Source organism: Pseudomonas helleri, assembly GCF_045830615.1.
In the GTDB taxonomy this organism is placed as follows: Bacteria; Pseudomonadota; Gammaproteobacteria; order Pseudomonadales; family Pseudomonadaceae; genus Aquipseudomonas; species Aquipseudomonas helleri.
The window spans coordinates 3,904,374-3,919,064 of the sequence record NZ_CP174501.1; the positions used below are offsets into that span (position 1 = coordinate 3,904,374).

At 51.5% G+C, this 14,691-nt stretch carries 14 protein-coding genes, 1 tRNA gene and 1 pseudogene; 4 read left to right on the plus strand and 12 right to left on the minus strand.

The annotated features are described in order from the left end of the window. Positions 1-146: 146 nt before the first annotated feature. Entirely contained in the window at positions 147-482 is a 336-nt protein-coding gene (locus ACJJU9_RS17560) for a hypothetical protein (RefSeq protein WP_048370528.1), read from the minus strand. 171 nt (positions 483-653) lie between these two features. Here ACJJU9_RS17560 and ACJJU9_RS17565 point away from each other — a divergent pair, with 171 nt between their 5' ends. Then, complete coding sequence (locus ACJJU9_RS17565; protein ID WP_407729115.1) at positions 654-890, plus strand: hypothetical protein; 237 nt, start codon at positions 654-656, stop codon at positions 888-890. A 200-nt stretch (positions 891-1,090) separates the two neighbouring features. Here the strand turns inward: ACJJU9_RS17565 and ACJJU9_RS17570 are convergent, their stop codons facing one another. Then, on the minus strand, positions 1,091-2,062 hold the full coding sequence (locus ACJJU9_RS17570) for a LysR family transcriptional regulator (protein ID WP_407729116.1): 972 nt from the start codon (positions 2,060-2,062) through the stop codon (positions 1,091-1,093). Between the two features lie 61 nt (positions 2,063-2,123). On the opposite strand from ACJJU9_RS17570, the gene ACJJU9_RS17575 reads away from it, so the two are divergent. From ACJJU9_RS17575 to ACJJU9_RS17585, 3 genes are all read left to right on the plus strand, one after another. Continuing rightward, complete coding sequence (locus ACJJU9_RS17575) at positions 2,124-3,476, plus strand: FAD-dependent oxidoreductase (RefSeq protein ID WP_407729117.1); 1,353 nt, start codon at positions 2,124-2,126, stop codon at positions 3,474-3,476. A 48-nt stretch (positions 3,477-3,524) separates the two neighbouring features. After that, the gene (locus tag ACJJU9_RS17580; RefSeq protein WP_407729118.1) at positions 3,525-4,748 is read left to right on the plus strand and encodes a nitrate/nitrite transporter; all 1,224 of its coding nucleotides are present in this window, start codon (positions 3,525-3,527) and stop codon (positions 4,746-4,748) included. A gap of 82 nt (positions 4,749-4,830) precedes the next feature. Continuing rightward, a complete protein-coding gene (locus tag ACJJU9_RS17585; RefSeq protein WP_407729119.1) occupies positions 4,831-6,096 on the plus strand; it encodes an OprD family outer membrane porin in 1,266 nt (421 codons plus the stop codon). 452 nt (positions 6,097-6,548) lie between these two features. Here ACJJU9_RS17585 and tnpC read toward each other — a convergent pair. From tnpC to tolR, 10 genes and pseudogenes are all read right to left on the minus strand, one after another. Then, a pseudogene (gene tnpC / locus ACJJU9_RS17590) lies at positions 6,549-8,079 on the minus strand (IS66 family transposase). A gap of 138 nt (positions 8,080-8,217) precedes the next feature. Continuing rightward, positions 8,218-8,457, minus strand: coding sequence for an IS66 family insertion sequence element accessory protein TnpB (gene tnpB, locus ACJJU9_RS17595; protein ID WP_407729120.1), 240 nt, complete (start codon positions 8,455-8,457; stop codon positions 8,218-8,220). Between the two features lie 293 nt (positions 8,458-8,750). After that, positions 8,751-8,826 (minus strand) — tRNA-Lys (locus tag ACJJU9_RS17600). A gap of 74 nt (positions 8,827-8,900) precedes the next feature. Then, entirely contained in the window at positions 8,901-9,593 is a 693-nt protein-coding gene (queC, locus tag ACJJU9_RS17605; protein ID WP_178109977.1) for a 7-cyano-7-deazaguanine synthase QueC, read from the minus strand. A 1-nt stretch (position 9,594) separates the two neighbouring features. Then, on the minus strand, positions 9,595-10,242 hold the full coding sequence (gene queE, locus ACJJU9_RS17610; protein ID WP_407729121.1) for a 7-carboxy-7-deazaguanine synthase QueE: 648 nt from the start codon (positions 10,240-10,242) through the stop codon (positions 9,595-9,597). A 163-nt stretch (positions 10,243-10,405) separates the two neighbouring features. Then, entirely contained in the window at positions 10,406-11,218 is an 813-nt protein-coding gene (ybgF, locus tag ACJJU9_RS17615; protein ID WP_407729122.1) for a tol-pal system protein YbgF, read from the minus strand. Between the two features lie 6 nt (positions 11,219-11,224). Continuing rightward, entirely contained in the window at positions 11,225-11,725 is a 501-nt protein-coding gene (gene pal / locus ACJJU9_RS17620) for a peptidoglycan-associated lipoprotein Pal (protein ID WP_048370547.1), read from the minus strand. Positions 11,726-11,780: 55 nt separating this feature from the next. After that, positions 11,781-13,040, minus strand: coding sequence for a Tol-Pal system beta propeller repeat protein TolB (gene tolB / locus ACJJU9_RS17625; RefSeq protein ID WP_194286902.1), 1,260 nt, complete (start codon positions 13,038-13,040; stop codon positions 11,781-11,783). 38 nt (positions 13,041-13,078) lie between these two features. After that, complete coding sequence (gene tolA / locus ACJJU9_RS17630) at positions 13,079-14,218, minus strand: cell envelope integrity protein TolA (protein WP_407729123.1); 1,140 nt, start codon at positions 14,216-14,218, stop codon at positions 13,079-13,081. Then, the gene (gene tolR / locus ACJJU9_RS17635; RefSeq protein WP_162207691.1) at positions 14,218-14,670 is read right to left on the minus strand and encodes a protein TolR; all 453 of its coding nucleotides are present in this window, start codon (positions 14,668-14,670) and stop codon (positions 14,218-14,220) included. The genes tolA and tolR overlap by 1 nt, the downstream gene beginning before the upstream one ends. Between the last annotated feature and the right edge of the window lie 21 nt (positions 14,671-14,691).

The following is a 14,691-nucleotide window of genomic DNA, read 5'->3' on the forward strand; positions in this document are numbered from 1 at the left end:
AGCGTCTGTACCATGACAACCGTCTGACCGATGTCATAACAAAATGGCTATGCAGGAACATCATCGTAATTAACTCAACTCACAGAATCTCCAAACGCTAAAAACAAGAAAGCCCGGAAACCGGGCTTTCTTAAACCAAACGCTACTTATTCAGCAGTTTTCAGCTTAATCACATCGCCGGAAACGGTGGTGGTGTAGCCGTTCAGAACCCATGCCCAAAACCATTTTTCCTGGACTTGAGTATTAATCAGCGCATCGCCGCCCTTGGCCTGGATTGCAGATGTCTGCGCGCGGACAAAACGGCTGTTCTGACCAATAGGAATCAGACCGAAAAGCATCACACCCGTAGCGCTCGCTTCACTGTGGCCTACGACGGTGTACTGGTTGCTATCGTACTGATGAGTCTTCATAGCCGTACCGGTACAACCTGCAAGAGCCAAAACACATACAGCAGAAGCGAGGGTTTTACTAACGATCTTCACGGTGTTACTCCATTCAATAGAACCCGAATCCAATTATCGGGCGGCGGCACTCTACCCTAAGGGCTGAAGCTTTTGACAGCTTTGCTACTCATTTTTATCGCTGATAGCTATATAGAATTTCGACACATCACCCACGAAAAACCCAGCGATCAAGCCTGAGGGCGTTAAACCATGGCTGACATCGTCGAGAAAGCCCAACAGCAGCAGGAAGGTCAGAGAACCTTTCTGGGCGTTCACGGCCAGAATCGGTTGCTCGACACTCTCCTTTGCGTTGTTTTACTGATGTCTAACCGTCGCGTGCTGCTGCTCTCCATCTCGGGGTTTGTATTGGCGCTGGGTCACGCGATAATCGAGGGGCATCTACCGAAAAGGAGGACTGCTTTCGACCTAGAATGCTCTTCGCGGTAGGCAGCTACTGAAGAAGATCTGGTGTTCAAGCATCGATGGCCGCCTGATTTATTACGAGTTCAATCCACTCATACCTTCAGATATAATCAACTATATGGCTGCCAAAACTCTCGGCTGGACCACCTTATTTATCGCCAATTAGAGCGTACTATTTGTCAGACAGCTGACACACGCAAAAACTGCTGAAGCTTAGTTGCCCTTTACCCACTTGCAATCGAAATATCCGCCAACTTCTTGCTACCTCTAAGCCACGGTGGATCGATAGCGAATTCTTCTCTAAAAACATCTAACAATCTAATTACCCGACTGACATGAAGTCTTGTCGTTGGAACCAACGCTTTCAGCCATATCTCGACAGGTTTATAACCCCCCATCACAGGGACTAGCTCTCCTGATTGAAGGGCTGGTAATGCTAAGTATTCTGAAAGCAAAGCGATCCCATTACCAGCCAGTGCGCTTGCTAACAGTACTTGACCTTCGTTAGCACTTAATCTTGGCAAAATACTGACTTGGACTGGCCCCTCCACACCCTCAAACGCCCATATGTTTCCTGTCGGTTGAAAGCTCAAAATAGCATGACTCTGGAGATCTCTTGGGTGCACACACTCTGGACTTCTGGCTACATACTCAGGCGCGGCACACAGCACGCGACGAAGCGGACAAAGCGGTATATCGGTAACACCACTATAACTAGTACCAAACGCCGCGACAGCGATATCAAATCCTTCGTCTAATGGATTCAGCGCTCGATCGGTCAAGATAACTTCTAAAGTAGTAGAGGGATGGTTCTGCTGAAACTTGGCAATGATGTCACCAAAGTAGAGCATCGTTAGAGTGGTAGGCAACTTAACCCTCAAGGGGCCCTGCAACTTGTCTTCGTTAGGCCCAACAGCCCCTAGTACGTCATCTACGTCTGCAACCAGTGCCCTTACTCGGCCAAGCCAGTTCTGACCTGCATCGGTTAACACTAGAGAGCGGGTGCTCCTCGTGAAAAGCTGAGCACCAATCATCATTTCAAGTTGGTCGATACGCTTTGTTATTACCGATGTCGCAAGCTCCATTTTTCTACCAGCAGCTGAAAAACCCGCGCTTTCAGCCACTTGAAGAAATGTCTTCAAATTCGTAAGCGTATCCATTTCACCTTTCTCGATTCGCGAATGCTGTTCGCGCATTTGACGGGATTCTATTGAAAACCACAATGACTTAAATTTAAAAAAAAAACAGGAGAACCCTATGAACCTCGAACTGATTCGTGAACCTGCCCGTGATATTGAGCTTTATGGTGACTACGACGTGGTGGTGCTGGGCGGCGGTCCGGCTGGGATCGCCGCCGCAGCGGCTGCGGCCCAATCAGGTGCATCAACTCTGCTTATCGAAAGATACGGATTTTTAGGGGGGATGGGCACCGCAGCAGGCGTAACAAACTTCTGTGGTCTTTTTGCAAACCGATTTGGCAGCATAGATCAGGTAGTGCATGGGATCGCCGATCAGCTTTTAAAACGTATCGATGATATCGGAGGGTTAAAAGAGCCTCACACCGTCTTCGGGAAAATCAATGCACAAGCCTATGATACCGCCGCCTACAAAATCGCAGCGGACGCCTTGCTTACGGAACACGGTGTCAAGATTCTCTTCCATGCGTTGGCCGCAGGAGTGATCAAGAGCAGCGCTTCTAGCGTAGAAGTGCTCCTGGTAGAGACAAAATCAGGTCGGAAGGGGATTCGCGGAAAAATTTTCGTTGACGGATCTGGTGATGGCGATATGGCTTACTGGGCAGGCGCTAACTCTCTTGTGGATGGCGGCCCTAATGCGATGATGTATCCATCCACCATGTTCCGCCTGAACGACGTGCCCGTGGAGCTTGCTCAAAATCGTGGCTGGGATAAGTTCCCAGCATTAATGGCTGTTGAAGAAAAGCGTTCAGGGCAAAAATTTCCACGTAAAACACCTATTATTCGTCCTCAAAATCATAGCTTGGAATGGCGAGTTAACCTTACGCAGGTCGCCAATCCAGACGGAACCGCCGTGAATGGTGTTAATGCAGATCAATTGAGTTTTGGTGAAATTGAAGGACGCCGCCAAATACAAAAATCGTTTGCAATGATGCGTGATGCTATTCCTGAATTTAAAAACAGCTATATCGTAGATATTCCCCCTCAGATTGGGATACGCGAGACTCGCAGAATCGAAGGAGATTACGTACTGACTGAAGCGGACGTGCTTACATGCGCTAGCTTCGAGGACACCATAGGTGTAAACGGATGGCCTGTAGAAGACCATGTTTTGGGAGACATCGAGTTTCGCTGGCCAGATATTCCAAATGTTCGCGGTTTCAACCAACTGCCTTATAGGATGCTCATCGCTAGCACGCTTGAGAACCTTTTTGTCGTTGGAAGATGTGCCTCAATGGATCATGGCGCTCAATCAGCCGCTCGAGTTACAGGAGCATGTTTTGTAATGGGGCAGGCAGCGGGAACTGCTGCGGCAATGTGTGTTAAGCAAATGAAACTACCTCGCGAAATCATTGTTTCTGAACTACAGGAAATTCTTGTAAAAGACGGCGCGTATCTGGGCACAGACATGTAAGTATCCGGCGCTCAATTGAATTGAGCGCCATTACAACGGAAAATAATAATGATTAAGCCTCCTGTTTCTGCTAACACGCAATTAGTTAACACTACTAAATATCGGTGGATCATCCTCACGATCTGCACCATGACATTCTTCATGAGTTTTGTTGACCGACTTGCTTGGTCAAACCTTTCTCTGATGGTCAGCAGTACGATTGATTTGCCGTTGTCGGCGCTGGGTATATTTACAACTTCATTTTATATCGGCTATGTGCTGTTCAATGCTCTAGGCGGCATATTAAGTGATAAAATTGGAGCTAAGACTACACTAGTGATATCTGTCAATGCTTTGGCGGTGTTGACGGCCATCTTTGGCTTTACCCAAAGTTTGACTCAAGGGTTGGCCATCATGTTTTTGATGGGGCTAGCTGCAGGCGCCGATTATGCCTGCTGCATAAAATTAATAGTATCTTGGTTCGATAAGTCTCAGCGTGGTCGCGCTATCGGCCTGTTTATGATCGCCTCCTCGTTAGCAGTTGCTATCACCAACCTAGTGGTACCTACCCTCGCTGGCGCTATTGGATGGCGCAACGTGTATCACTTACTTGGAGTATTAACTCTCGTAGTTGGTATATTCAGTCTTGTACTCATCCGTGAATCTCCAGATGCTGGGGTGATCCCCCCTAAACGGGCAACCTGGGCAGAGTTTAAACCGCTACTTCGTGACAGAAATATGTTACTTCTGACTCTGGCAGGGTACGGAGGGTTCTGGGGTACATGGGGATTTGCGTTCTGGTCGAGTACACTTCTTATTAAGAAAGAAGCGTTTACCCCTACAGAGGCCGGCTTCATTGTTTCTTTGGCCGGTATTGCAGCGATAGTTGGCAAGCCTCTTTTCGGATATGTATCGGACTGGTGTGGCAACCCACGCCTAATAGCAATGGGCGGCCTGATACTGTTCGCAATAATGCTTCTAATATTCGGAAATCTTCATGGCCGCACAGCGTTCTTACTTGCCGCACCAATACTAGGACTTGGGGCATTTGTTTATAGTCCGCTGCTTGGAGTTATGGTTGCGGAGGTATCAGGGCCGGCTCGTGCAGGTACTGCAACCGGTGTGACTGCGGCTATTTGGCAGCTGGGTAGTGCAATCGTCCCAATTGCGGTTGGTGCAGTCTTCCAGGCCACTCAATCTTTCAATGCAGCATTTATAACCTTATCCATCGGCCCTATCATTGGTGCCATTGCTCTTTCACAAGTAAAATCCAAACAGACTCGCTGCGTCTAAACAACCTCTTCGACACTAGAAACATCTGCATGGAAAGCGCCGTGCAGGCATTGATGTGCCAAATAAAAATAATAGGTACGAGATGAACCAACAAACTAAATTCGGATCAGTGATTTTGACCTGCACAACCCTTGCGTATTCAGCACTGACCACAGCTGACGTAATTACTGAATCGAATACCCTTTTAGCTTTTCGAAATGCCTATATTGATCGTGATTATAAACAAAACGAAGCGCCAATATCCAGAACGGGAAGTTGGACGCAAGGCGCTGATTTACAGTTTAAATCTGGATATACTGAAGGGCCGGTTAAGTTCGGATTAGACCTCAGTGCTCAATACGCAATACGCTTAGACGGCGGAGGTGGGCGCGGGCCTGACACCATCATCCCTTACAGTGAAAGTAAGAAACAACAGGCCAGCGATTATGGACACGCAGCCCCTACACTCAAATCAAAAATTTCAGAAACGGAGTTTAAAATTGGTGAGTTCCGACCAATACTTCCTGTCGCATCTATTGATGACTCTCGTCAGTTGACAACAACTTTCCAAGGCTGGCAGATTGAGAACAAGGAACTTCAGAAGCTGAACTTAACTATCGGCAAATACAAAACAATAGTTGGGCGAAATTCCTCCAATCGCGAGTCCATCAGACTCAGCGGCTCCAACTCTAAAGAGGACTCCAATGGACTTTTATTTGCAGGAGGAACCTACACTTTAACTCCTTGGCTTTCAGGAACATACTTTTACGGCCAACTGAAAAACATATACCAACAGCATTACTTCGGCTTAGCTTTAAATAACAACATTGGGGAAGGCTTCACCCTTAAGACTGATCTTCGTTATTATAATAGTGAAGATGACGGCAAGGCGCTTAATGGAAACGTAGACAACCATTATTACGGCATGATGTCTAGCTTGAAAAAAAGTGGCCACTCCATTGGTATTGGCTATCAGCGAATGCTAGGTGAAACTGGCTTCCCTCTGCTTAACGGATATGCGGCGGCCCCATTTCTTGTAAACTGGTCACCGACTGCCTTTGCTAAACGCGGTGAAACATCTTGGCAAATCCGTTATGACTATGATTTCGCGACGCTTGGAATACCCGGCTTAAAGTTCATGAATCGATTAACCAAAGGGTCGAATATTCATAGAGCTAATACCGATGAAAAAGGTTCTGAGTGGGAGGCAACTACGTCAATTGGATATGTAATCCAAAGTGGAAGCTTAAAAAATTTGACGCTTGAGTGGAGACATATCGGCCAAGATACTAATTACTCCACAAGCAAAGCTGCACCCCAGCGCTATAGCGAAAATCGTTTGATTACGTCTTACTCATTTAAATTTTAGCTGCAAATTCAACCCCGAAACCTGAACCGCCTTGCTATTACGTCTACCCATATCAACTTTAAGGATGACGATGTCTCTTAAAAAACGTGACCACCAGACCTCTTAATTAAAAAGGCAGGAAAGGGACTTAGCTAGACAGTTACGGAGATACCTAATTGCCCCCCCTGAAATAGTCACGAATCGGCCTACTTCTGAAAATCGCCAACGTCAGCTTGGGTCGTTTTTTGGCCGTGGTGAGAGATATAAAACGACCTAGAGCTACCTCGTTAGGTATTGATATTCGAAACTCTACTTGGGGCCGATTCCTGTCTGTCCTTTAGAGCTGCTCTGACTATTTAAATAACGGCTCATCCACCAAAAAACTCACCCACACAAAAATCCAACACCCTCGATAACCTATTTCCTAAGTAAGCGATCCATGAACCCTACATTTAAAAGGTGGGAATCTATGGCTATCTTGGAATTTGCGCCGTGCAGTTCCATGGCAGCAAGGCCTCGAAGTCTTCTACGCTCGAGGCTTGTGGCAGGCGCTCAAGTGCGTGGCGCAGCCACGCATAGGGCTCTTGGCCGTTGGCTTTAGCCGTCTCGACCAAACTGTAAAGCTGAGCGCTGGCCATCGCGCCTTTGGGTGTGTCGCTGAACAGCCAGTTCTTGCGTCCGATAACGAAGGGCCTGATCGCACGCTCTGCCGCATTGTTGTCGATCGGCAAGTAACCGGCTTCGGTGTAGCGCACCAGCTTGATCCAGTTGCTAGCCAAGTAGCTGATGGCTTTACCCAGTGCATTTTGCGCCGTCACTTGTGGCTGGGTTTTTTCCAGCCATGTTTGCAACTGCGCCAACACCGGCAGGCTGTTTTGCTGTCGGCATTCGTGACGATGTTCATCGCCGACTTCTTTTAAATCTCGCTCGATACCGTACAGCTTGTTAATCAGATTCAGGGCGATATCGGCACGCCCGGTTTTGCCTTTCGGCTGCACCTTTTGCGCCTCGACAAACTTGCGTCGCGCATGAGCCCAACAGCCTAAACGTTTGACACCCGATTGCGCGCCCAAGGCGTTATAACCAGCGTAATCATCGGTCATCAGGTAGCCGCGATAACCTTCGAGCAGGCGCGACGGAACCTCCTGCGCCCGGCTGGTTGAGTAGTCAAAAAGGATCACAGGCTGATTCGGTGACCCGCCGGTTTGCACCCACATCCAGGATTGGCTGCTCGGTTCTCGATCAGGTTCTTTCAGCACTTGCACACGCGTTTCGTCGCAGTGGATGACGCGACTTTCCAGCAGTCGATCCCGCATCAAGTTGAGCAAGGGTTGCAGGTGTTCGCCGCACTGGATAACCCAGCGCGCCAAGGTTTGCCGTGGAATATTGACGCCGTGGCGACCGAGTACTTTTTCGAAGCGATGCAGTGGCAGGCCATCGACGTATTTGGTCGTAGCAACATCGCCAAAACGCTGGGGCTGGCCATGCTCTTTTCGATCAGTTGCGCCGGCTTGTCGGCCGTGACCAGCGCGGTTTCACAGCCACGGCAGGCGTAGACCTTGCGCACATGTTTGATCACGCGGATTTGCATCGGCACGATCTCGAGCTGCTCACTGATTTCCTCGCCAATGCTGTGTTTACGGCAACCGCAGGCGCAGGTCAGCTCGTGATCGGGTAGTTCGTGAATGACTTCGATGCGCGGAAGATCAGCGGGCAGAGGCTTGCGTTTGCCCCGTCGCTTGGTCGGAGCGACGACCTCTTCTTCAACCGTTTCGTCGACAGACTCGGCCACGCTTTCAGCTTCGTTGAACAAGGCCATTTGCGGGGTCGTGGGATCGGCGGTCTGCTCTGACTTTCGCCCGAAAGGCGCTGACGCAACAGCGCGTTTTCCTCTTCAAGATGAACGATCTTGCCCTTATCAGACTCGCGCTCACTGAGCATTTGCTCAAGCAGTTGCTTGAGCAAAACAGGGTCGTCAGGAAGGTCTTTGGGCATGGAAATCATGCCCTGGATTATACCGAATCAGGCGACGAATCGAGGCGTTAAAACTTGATGCGGACGGTTGCGCCACAAATCAAAACCGTCCAATAACCAGTTGAGTTCTTTAACCGTCAGCACGATGGCTTCATCCGAACAATCCGGCTATGTTTTGAAGCGCTCGGACTCCAGCCGCTTTAGCCAAAGGCAGAAGCCGTTGCGCTCCCAGTACAAAATCTTCACTCGGTTTCGAGGCTTGTTGAGGAACACGAAAAGCACCGGGTCAAACACCGCGATGTCGATGTCCAGTTCGACCAGGGCGGCAAGGCCGTCGATGGATTTTCGGAAGTCGACGGGTTTGGGGTGCAGATAGACTTTTTCGACTTTTGCGTCGGGACGCATCATGAGGGGCTGGCTCCAGAAAGGAATCGGGAGCACAGCATCGGGGATCAGATGGCGGCTTTGAATGTGGGGTTTATGGAGCGCTTACATTCGTATTTTGATCAAATGGCACCGCCAGTGGGCTACTGCAGATTGACATCACCCCGGCGCGAAACTACTGTTCGCCATAGACGGCTGCATGTCCACGCCGATATCTCAGCAAAATGCACACTCGAAGAGGACACGTCTCACTGAATCGCAGGCACAAAAAAGCCGGTAGACCCTGAGGTGCGTACCGGCTGTTTTGATGTTGCATATGGTGGGTCGTGTGGGATTCGAACCTACGACCAATTGGTTAAAAGCCAACTGCTCTACCAACTGAGCTAACGACCCGCTTCGTTGTGGTGCGTATAATACTGATTTTTAACGAGAATTCAACACCTTGTTAAAAATAAATGTGAAATAAATCAAAAGTAACGTGTTGGGTCCGAAACGCCGGCCGCTTGAAAGCCTTCTGCACGCAGGCGGCAGCTGTCGCATTTGCCGCAGGCTTGGCCTTGGGCGTCGGCCTGGTAGCAGGACACGGTGAGTGAGTAATCCACGCCGAGCTTGATTCCCGCCTGGACGATCTGCGCCTTGCTCATGTTTTGTAATGGCGCTTTGATGCGAAAGCCCTGCCCCTCAACACCGGCTTTGGTCGCCAGGTTGGCCATGGCTTCGAAGGCTTCTACGAACTCCGGACGGCAATCCGGGTAGCCGGAATAGTCCACGGCATTAACACCAATGAAGATATCCCGCGCTTGCAGCACTTCTGCCCAACCCAAGGCCAATGACAGGAATACGGTGTTACGAGCCGGCACGTAGGTTACCGGGATGCCTTCGCTGGGTGCTTCGGGTACATCAATGGAGCTGTCGGTCAGGGCTGAGCCGCCAATACCGTCCAGGTTCAAGCCAATGACTTTGTGCTCAACCGCGCCCAGGTCGCGAGCAACACGTGCTGCAGCGTCGAGCTCGGCGCGATGGCGCTGGCCGTAATCAAAGCTCATGGTGTAGCAGCGATAACCTTCAGCGCGAGCCATGGCCACCACGGTGGCCGAGTCGAGGCCGCCGGATAGCAAAATTACCGCTCTTTTTTCAGTGACAGCAGTGTGTTCAGTCATTTCAGCGCCCCGGCTCGTCATTCCAAAGATATTTGTGCAGTTGCATTTGCAAACGTACAGGCAAGTTGTCCGCGACAATCCAGTCGGCCAGGTCACGGGCCGCCAGATCGTGATGGCTCGGCGAAAACAGCACTTCACCGGCGCGTCGCTCCAAGCCGTATTCAATCAGCTTGGACACTGCCCAGTCGTAGTCCTCGCGCGAGCAGATCACGAACTTGACCTGGTCATGCGGCGTCAACAACGCGATGTTTTCGTAGAGGTTGCGATGGGACTCTTTGGAGCCTGGTGTTTTCAGATCGAGCACACGACTGACGCGTGGGTCGACAGCCGAAATATCCAGCGCACCACTGGTCTCGATAGAGACGTCGTAACCCGCGTCGCAAAGCTGTTTAAGCAATGGAATGGCATTAGGCTGCGCCAAGGGCTCGCCACCCGTCACGCACACGTAGCGCGGACGAAAATCGGCCACTTGCTCAAGAATGCTGTCGAGGGGGCGCACAGTGCCGCCACTGAAGGCGTAGGCACTGTCGCAATACTGGCAGCGCAAAGGGCAGCCCGTCAGACGTACAAAAACGGTGGGCAGGCCAGCCGTTCGCGTTTCACCCTGCAAAGAGTAAAAAACTTCGGTAATTCTCAATGTGTCTTGCATATCCGCCACGGGCGTAACAGCTAAACAGGCTGTCCGCCTCCGTCAGGCACTCTAAAGAATCTGCACTCGCAGGACTCAGAAGAGCGTATTTCATAAAAGGGCGTGGATTCTAACGAAAAAACCCGCGACAAGCGCGGGTTTCTCGATGAAAGCTTCGTATGGCTTACATGCGCTGCAAATCGCGCTGGGCCAACTGTGCCGCCGACGTGCCAGGGTACTGTGCAACAACCTGTTGCAAGATACCTTTTACTTTGTCGGTATGGCCCAGACGGCGCTCTACGTCAGCCAGCTTGTAGAGCGAATCCGGCACTTTGGCGTGCTTGGGATATAGCTGGCTCACTTTGGCGAAGGCCTGACCAGCACCTTGCAGGTCGCCTTTGGCCAAGCTCACTTCACCCAACCAGTACTGGGCATTGCCCGCGTATTGGCTGTTTGGGTATTTGCGCAGAAAGGCCGCAAAGGCCTGGCTGGCTTTGTCGAAATCCTTGGCTTTGATCAAGTCGAAAGCAGCATCGTAGTAGAGCTTTTCTTTCGCTGGATCACCCGGTTCCGAGCTAGCAGCAGCCTGAGGTGCAGGCGCTGCAGTATTACCGGCGGCAGCAGCACCACCGGCAGCAGAATTATCAGGTGCGGTAGCTGCAGGAGCGCCCGTACCAATACGCCGATCAAGTTCCTGGTATCGCTCCAGGCTTTCTTGCTTCATGCGTGAAATATCATTTTGCAAAACTTCGATCACACCCTGTTGGCGTGAGATCTGATCCTGCATTTGCTGCAGTTGGTTGAACAGCTCGCCCTGTGCCGAGACAGGGGTCGAAACCCCTCCCCCGGCATAGGCGCCGCTCGCACCATAACCCGGTGATGGATAACTCCCCCCGCTATTGCCAGAGTTGTCATCGACCACAGGAACCGCAGCCCATGCCGCTAGCGGCATGAGGCTGAGAGTCAGAATAGTTACAGCACGGCGGCACGTTCGCATGACGAATTACTTACGCAGTTCGACGCGACGGTTCTGAGCCCACGACTGTTCGTCGTTGCCAGTAGCAACTGGACGCTCTTTACCGTAGGACACCAGCTCCAGTTGTGCTGGAGAAACACCTTGCAGTACCAGGTAGCGTTGAACGGCTTTCGCACGACGCTCGCCCAGTGCCATGTTGTACTCACGAGTACCACGGGCGTCAGTGTTACCTTCCAGAACGACGCGAGCGCCGCTAGCTTTCAGGTCTTTAGCGTGAACGTCCAGAGCGCGCATTGCTTCTGGTTTCAGGTCCGAAGAATCATATTCGAAGTAGAAAACAGTAATGGCACGCAGAGCAGCTTCTTCGCTCAGGGAGCCATCAACAGCGCCTGTGTTTGCGCCGTAACCAGCGTTTGGATCAACAGCAGCGCCTTCACCGGCATTGTCGCCGCCTTTGGACGAGCAACCTACAGCTACAGCCATGGCCAGTGCCAGCGCAGCGAATTTACCAAACTTCAGCATTTCCATCGTAAAACTCCTAATGAACCCCAAGTGTTATGTGCAACTTGAATCTATCACCACGTCAGTTCAGGTAAGGGGACCAGGAAGGTTCTCTGACTTCGCCTTGAGCGGTAGGAAGAGGGAGCCTTACGCGTCCATTGATAGACACGAGCATCAAGACTCCCCGGCCCTGCTGGCGGGTGGCGTAGATTACCATGGTGCCGTTGGGCGCAACAGTAGCTGACTCATCAAGGTTAGTATCTGTGAGGATTTTTACACTTCCTCTTTCCAAATCTTGAGCTGCAACACGGAAATTGGTAAATCCGTCCTGACGGTGAATCATGACCAAGGTCTTTTCATCCGCCGACAGCTTAGGGTTGGCGTTGTAGTTACCGATAAAGGTCACGCGCTGCGCTGCACCACTACCGATCGTGGTTTTGTAGACTTGTGGCTTGCCGCCACGGTCAGACGTGAAGTAGATGGTCGAACCATCCTTGCCCCAGAACGGCTCGGTGTTGATGCCAGGACCGTTGGTCACGCGGGTGATCTGGCGCGAGGCCATGTTCATCACGTAGATGTCCGGGTTGCCGTCTTTAGACAGTACAAACGCCAGCTTCGAACCATCCGGCGACCAGGCTGGCGCACCGTTCAGGCCTTCAAAGTTGGTGACTTGCTCACGATGGCCGGTATCGATGTTCTGAACGAAGATGCGCGGACGCTTCTGCTCGAACGATACGTAAGCGATGCGCTTGCCATCCGGTGCAAAGCGTGGCGACAGGATCGGCTCGCGCGATTGCAGCAGGGTCACCGCACGCGCGCCATCGTAGTCGGAGCGCTGCAGGGTGTAGCGGGTGTTGTTGACACTGGCACGCTCGGCCGTCACGTAGAGCAGACGGGTCGAAAATGCACCTCTGATGCCGGTCAGTTTTTCAAACGACTGGTCAGAAATGTAGTGCGCCATGTCGCGCAGTTGCTCAGTGGTGCCCGACACGCTGCCGGTCAACACCGGTTGCTCGGTCGACACGTTGAACAAGGCATATTGCACCTGCAGGCGACCGCCCGCTGGCACGATATTGCCGACCATCACGTACTGCGCACCCAGCGCCTTCCAGTCACGGAAGATGACTTCGCTGGCCTGGGTCGGCTGGCTGATCATGTTCTGCTTTGGAATCGGTGAGTAGTAACCCGAGTTACGCAGGTCGTTACCCACAATTTCAGCGATGTCGTCAGGCAGGACGGTACCGCCCTGCCAGCCGAACGGCACGACTGCAATAGGTGTTGCCCGGTCGCTACCGCTGGTAACCAGGATGTTCTTTTCTTCCGCTACAGCCATCCCTGCCATGCAGCAGACGATGACGAGCAGTCCTCGAAAAAATTTAATCACAAGGCTAGATCCTCAGGTGTGAATGTCATCTTGAATGATCGGTAAGGATTAAAATCGCTAGGCTTCAAGCCTTGCATTTCCGTTAAACGGCCAATGTTTTTGACCGCTGCCACAGCCGAACTGTCAAACGGACCATCACCACTGGACTTGGCAACCGTCACTGACGTTACCGTGCCATCTGGCAACATGCCAATTTGCAGCACAACCTTCATGTTCTTACGGGCCGAAGGTGGACGTGCCCAACCTTCTGCAGCACGAGAGCGAATCAGATCATCAAAGTTACCGGCGACCTCATCACCCTGCTCGTCTGCCAACGCTTGCTGGCGTTGCGGCGTATCAGAAAGCAAATCCGCCAAGGCCTGGGCCTTTTTCTCTTCGGCAGATTTACGCGCTGCTTCTACAGCCTTTTTCTTGGCCGCTTCAGCAGTGGCTTTCTTCTTGGCATCTTCAGCAGCTTTCTTCTTCGCGTCGTCTGCGGCAGCCTTTTTCTTGGCGTCCTCAGCGGCCTTTTTCTTGGCGTCCTCAGCGGCCTTTTTCTTGGCATCCTCAGCGGCTTTCTTCTTCGCGTCTTCAGCGGCCTGTTTCTTGGCCTCTTCTTCAGCGGCTTTTTTAGCCTCGTCGTCTGCTTTCTTTTTAGCGATATCAGCCAGCTTTTTCTCTTCAGCCTTTTTAGCGTCCGCGGCCTTTTTGGCATCGTCGGCTTTCTTGGCGTCATCAGCCTTCTTGGCTTCGTCGGCTTTTTTAGCCTCGTCCGCCTTCTTCGCCTCGTCCGCTTTTTTGGCTTCGTCTGCTTTCTTCGCTTCAGCTGCCTTCTCGGCAACCTCTTGTTTCTTTTGTTCCGCGGCTTTTACAGCTTCCTGCTCAACCTTCTTCTGTTCCATCTGCTCGACTTCAGTCTGACGCGCAGCCGATTTTTTTGCCTCACCCGCAATCTTCTGATTGGTTTGAGTCGTCGCCTGACTTTTTGACTTCAGTTGATACAAAGTAGCTTGAACAATGGGTTTTGCGGGCGGCAATTCTGGCGTCATGGCAAAGCTGGCGAACAGCATGCCGAAAATCAGGACGTGCAGCCCTACAGCCCAGACGGTAGGCCAAAAATAATTTTCAGAGGCGGACGGCTCCCGCTGGTCGCGCATCAGGGAGCCTCGGTAATCAAGCCAACGTTACCGACCCCAGCTTTTTGCAGGCCACCCATGGCACCCATTACAGCGCCGTAATCCACGGTTTTGTCACCGCGAATAAAGACTTGGGTCTGCTTGCCGCCCTCGTTGCCCGCGCGAATGATCTTGGTCACCGCGTCAGTCATCTGAGGCAAGGTCATCGCCTTGTCCATTTGTTTATCGGTGTCAACTTCACTGCCAAGGTTCCAGTAATAGGTCTTGTCAGCCTTGATCGAAATTGTCAGAACCTGAGTGTTGTTGTCTTGCGGCAAGGCCTCGCTGGAGACCTTGGGCAAATCAACTTTCACACCCTGGTTGAGCATCGGTGCGGTCACCATGAAAATCACCAGCAGCACCAGCATCACGTCGATGTATGGCACTACGTTCATTTCGGCAACCGGCTTGCGCTTCTTGCGAGCTCGAGCGATTAAAGCCATTGGGAATTACCT